The organism is Mesorhizobium sp. M7A.F.Ca.CA.004.12.1.1, assembly GCF_003997835.1.
Classification (GTDB): domain Bacteria; phylum Pseudomonadota; class Alphaproteobacteria; order Rhizobiales; family Rhizobiaceae; genus Mesorhizobium.
In genome coordinates this window covers 1-3,671 of record NZ_RZRK01000624.1, presented here as the reverse complement: position 1 = coordinate 3,671, position 3,671 = coordinate 1, and the positions used below count along the sequence as shown (strand labels likewise).

The window sequence follows — 3,671 nt, the reverse complement described above, 5'->3', positions numbered from 1 at the left end:
AGCGACGGCTCCGGCGTGCCGAAGGTCGGCGCGCCCGACTGCATCGAGATCGACGAAGCGAAGGTGCCGAACAGCACCGGCGCGCCCGGCCGGATCAGCTGCGTGAACGAGGCGCCGGCCAGCACTTCGGCCAGGACCTGCGTCAGCGTGCCGGCCACCGTCACCGGGCTCATCGCGCCGGCAAGGATGAACGGCGTGACGATGCAAGCCTGGTTGTGGCGCGCATAGACTTTCAAAGCGCCGAGCATGGTCTCGTCGAACACCATCGGCGAGTTGGCGTTGATCAGACTGGTCAGCACCGTGTTGTTCTCGACGAAATCGTCGCCGAACACGATCTTGGCCATGGCGACGGTGTCTTCGGCGCGTTCCGGCGCGGTCACCGAGCCCATGAACGGCTTGTCGGAATATTTGATGTGGCTGTAGATCATGTCGAGGTGGCGCTTGTTGACCGGCACATCGACCGGCTCGCACACCGTGCCGCCCGAATGGTGGATCGACGGCGCCATATAGGCGAGCTTCACGAAATTCTGGAAATCCTCGATCGTCGCGTAACGCCTGACGCCATCGAGGTCACGCACGAAGGGCGGACCGTAGACCGGCGCGAAAACGGTGGCATTGCCGCCGATCTGCACCGAACGCTCGGAATTGCGGGCGTGCTGGGTGTAGACGGACGGCGCGGTCTTGAGCAGCGAACGGCACAGCCCCTTCGGAAAGTGCACGCGCTCGCCCTTGACGTCGGCGCCGGCCTCTTTCCACAGTTGCAACGCCTCCGCGTCGTCGCGGAAGATGATGCCGATCTCCTCGAGCACCGTATCGGTGTTCTTCTCGATCAGCGCCAGGCCTTCCTCGTCCAGCACCTCATAAACGTTGATCTTGCGCTTGATGTAGGTGAGCTGCGTGCCCGGGCCACCGCCTGAACGTGCTGCCCGCCGGGCTGCTGCCCCGCCACTGGCGCCACGCCCACGTCGCGCGTTTGACGCTTCCTGATCGACTGCCGCGTGTTCGCTCATGGTGGTTCTTCCCTGAAACTGTTCTTGTCTGGAATCCATAGCGGCTGCCTCGCCGCTTCTTGCCAGATCGTAGCCATGCACCCTATTCGAAACGGCCCGCCAGCGCCAACGCCTGTCGCAAAATCGACAAGAATTCCAAGAGAGTTACGGTCGCTTTCCTTTTGCGGGAAGTCGCAAATCAGCTATGGATACATGCCCTCAGCGGGTTAGGTATGAACGCGAAGATGTGTGCCTTGCGACATGGTCGCGATGCCGGCAGGAGCTCGATACAAATGTCCGACGACGAGATCATCCTTTCCGAACTTTCCGACGACGAGTTGGTGCAGCAGATGCACGACGATCTCTATGACGGGCTGAAGGAAGAGATCGAGGAAGGCACCAACATCCTGCTCGAGCGCGGCTGGGTGCCCTACAAGGTGCTGACGGAAGCGCTGGTCGAAGGCATGCGCATCGTCGGCGAGGATTTTCGCGACGGCATCCTGTTCGTTCCCGAAGTGCTGCTGTCGGCCAATGCGATGAAGGCCGGCATGTTCATCCTGCGTCCGCTGCTCGCCGCCACCGGCGCGCCGAAGCAGGGCAAGATGGTCATCGGCACCGTCAAGGGCGACATCCACGACATCGGCAAGAACCTCGTCGGCATGATGATGGAAGGTGCTGGTTTCGACGTCATCGATCTCGGCATCAACAATGCGGTCGAGAAATATCTCGATGCGATCGAACAGCACCAGCCCGACATCATCGGCATGTCGGCACTGCTGACCACGACCATGCCCTATATGAAGGTCGTCATCGACACGATGAAGGAAAAGGGCATCCGCGACGATTATGTCGTGCTGGTCGGCGGCGCGCCGCTGAACGAGGAATTCGGCAAGGCCGTCGGCGCCGATGCCTATTGCCGCGACGCGGCAGTGGCGGTCGAGACCGCCAAGGACTTCATGAAGCGCAAGCACAATGTGCGCGCTTCGGCCTGATTGGTCATTTCGGCCGGACAACAGGAAGCCGCGCCTTGCAGCGCGGCTTTTTTGTTCCCAGATGAAGAAGTACGGGCGCGGATCAGGGATTGTTGACGGTGTCCTCGACCGCATTGGCGGTTGATTTGACGTCCTTGCCGACGCCTCGGACGGTGTTCGCACAAGCCGTGAGGGCCAGGGCGCAGGTCAAGATGGCAATTGGCGTGATGCGTAGCAGTTTCATGGACGGTGTCTCCCTCAATAGATAAATTAGCGCTACAGCAACGAAGGCCGGCTCGACGGGTTCCATGGCCAAGACGCAAAAAACGAAACCGAATCAAGACGACAAGCTGCTCGTTATCGCCTGTGGGATGATTGCGCGCGAAATTCTGGCCGTCAAGGAACAGCTCGGACTGGATCACCTCGACCTGACCTGCCTGCCGGCAGAATTCCATTTCTATCCGGACCGCATCGCCCCGGCCATGGACAAGGCAATCGAAAAGGCCAAGGCCGAAGGCTACAGCAACATCTTCGTCGGCTATGCCGACTGCGGCACCGGCGGCCTGCTCGACCGCATCTGCGAGAAGCACGGCGTCGAGCGCATGGCGGGCCCGCACTGCTTTGCCTTCTATCAAGGCATGGAGGCCTATGCGAAAGTCGCCGACGACGACATGATGTCCTTCTACATGACCGACTTCCTCTGCCGGCAGTTCGACGCCTTCTTCATGAAACCGCTCGGCCTCGACAAGCACCCGGAGTTGATCAAGGACTATTTCGGCAACTACGAGAAGCTGATCTATCTGGCCCAGACCAATGATCCGGAACTCGACAAGGTCGCCGAAAAGGCAGCCAGAATGCTTGGTCTCGTCTATGAACGCCGCGCAACCGGCTATGGCGACCTGACGGCCGGAATGGCGCAGGCGGCAGCACACGCCTGAAGCAATTCCTGACCCCGCCATGCTCTAACCCTGGGTGACAGGCCGCCGAGAACGGGTAAGTTGTGCGCCACAAGGCAACAGGCCCTCCAGCCATTCGAACGTGGAAACACACTGATGACCCCTCGCCTCTTGATAGCCGCACTCGGTCTCCTCTGTTTCGCCCTGCCCGCTCATGCCGATGGCGAGGTACAGAAACTCATCACCCCGGCCGACAAGAAGCGGCTCGACAATTATGGCGAGACGCGCAAGGCGGCGCTTGCCGAGGCGAAAGCTGGAGATGCGGCCGAGGTCAAGCAACTCGACGCCTTGCTGGCAAAACCGCTGGTGGCCTTTTCCGACAAGGACCTGACCGGCAGTTGGCGGTGCCGCACCATCAAGGCCGGCGGGTCTTTGCCGCTCGTCATCTATGGCTGGTTCAAGTGCAAGGTCACCGACGACGGTTCCGGCTGGCGGCTGGAAAAGATCAGCGGCTCGCAGCGCACCAAGGGCCGTTTCTTCGACGATGGCGAGAAACGCGCGATCTATCTCGGTTCCTTCTATGTCAACGATGATCCGGCAAAGCCCTATGGCAGCGGCCCGCAAACCGACCAGGTCGGCTATGCCTTCCGCAACAGCGCCAAGGAATGGCGCATCGAATTTCCGGCGCCCTATTACGAATCGAATCTCGATATCATCGAATTCAAGCGCTGACTGTGTATCGAAGGCTGATCACCAAGGATTAACCCGGACGCCCTAGCATCCCGACCATTATCAAGAACGGGTTGCTTGGAGGG

5 protein-coding genes are annotated in these 3,671 nt (G+C 60.4%); 3 read left to right on the top strand and 2 right to left on the bottom strand.

What is annotated here, in order from left to right:
• Positions 1-1,010: trimethylamine methyltransferase family protein (locus EN984_RS26395; RefSeq protein ID WP_206517477.1), on the bottom strand; the 1,010-nt coding region annotated here is incomplete at its 3' end.
• Between the two features lie 272 nt (positions 1,011-1,282).
• Here EN984_RS26395 and EN984_RS26390 point away from each other — a divergent pair.
• Positions 1,283-1,981 (top strand): B12-binding domain-containing protein, encoded by a 699-nt coding sequence (locus EN984_RS26390; protein ID WP_027029468.1) that lies wholly within the window; start codon positions 1,283-1,285, stop codon positions 1,979-1,981.
• An 82-nt stretch (positions 1,982-2,063) separates the two neighbouring features.
• Here the strand turns inward: EN984_RS26390 and EN984_RS26385 are convergent, their stop codons facing one another.
• Positions 2,064-2,204 (bottom strand): entericidin A/B family lipoprotein, encoded by a 141-nt coding sequence (locus EN984_RS26385; protein ID WP_023812312.1) that lies wholly within the window; start codon positions 2,202-2,204, stop codon positions 2,064-2,066.
• 64 nt (positions 2,205-2,268) lie between these two features.
• Here EN984_RS26385 and EN984_RS26380 point away from each other — a divergent pair, with 64 nt between their 5' ends.
• Together EN984_RS26380 and EN984_RS26375 are read left to right on the top strand one after the other, a co-directional pair.
• Complete coding sequence (locus EN984_RS26380) at positions 2,269-2,898, top strand: DUF1638 domain-containing protein (protein ID WP_127271741.1); 630 nt, start codon at positions 2,269-2,271, stop codon at positions 2,896-2,898.
• Positions 2,899-3,012: 114 nt separating this feature from the next.
• A complete protein-coding gene (locus EN984_RS26375; RefSeq protein ID WP_127271739.1) occupies positions 3,013-3,588 on the top strand; it encodes a DUF4893 domain-containing protein in 576 nt (191 codons plus the stop codon).
• The last annotated feature ends 83 nt before the right edge of the window (positions 3,589-3,671 follow it).

Bases quoted from the DNA above. Each gene is read 5' to 3' on its own strand.
- EN984_RS26390 (WP_027029468.1), top strand. From the start codon at position 1,283: ATGTCCGACGACGAGATCATCCTTTCCGAACTTTCCGACGACGAGTTG.
- EN984_RS26385 (WP_023812312.1), bottom strand. From the start codon at position 2,204: ATGAAACTGCTACGCATCACGCCAATTGCCATCTTGACCTGCGCCCTG.
- EN984_RS26380 (WP_127271741.1), top strand. From the start codon at position 2,269: ATGGCCAAGACGCAAAAAACGAAACCGAATCAAGACGACAAGCTGCTC.
- EN984_RS26375 (WP_127271739.1), top strand. From the start codon at position 3,013: ATGACCCCTCGCCTCTTGATAGCCGCACTCGGTCTCCTCTGTTTCGCC.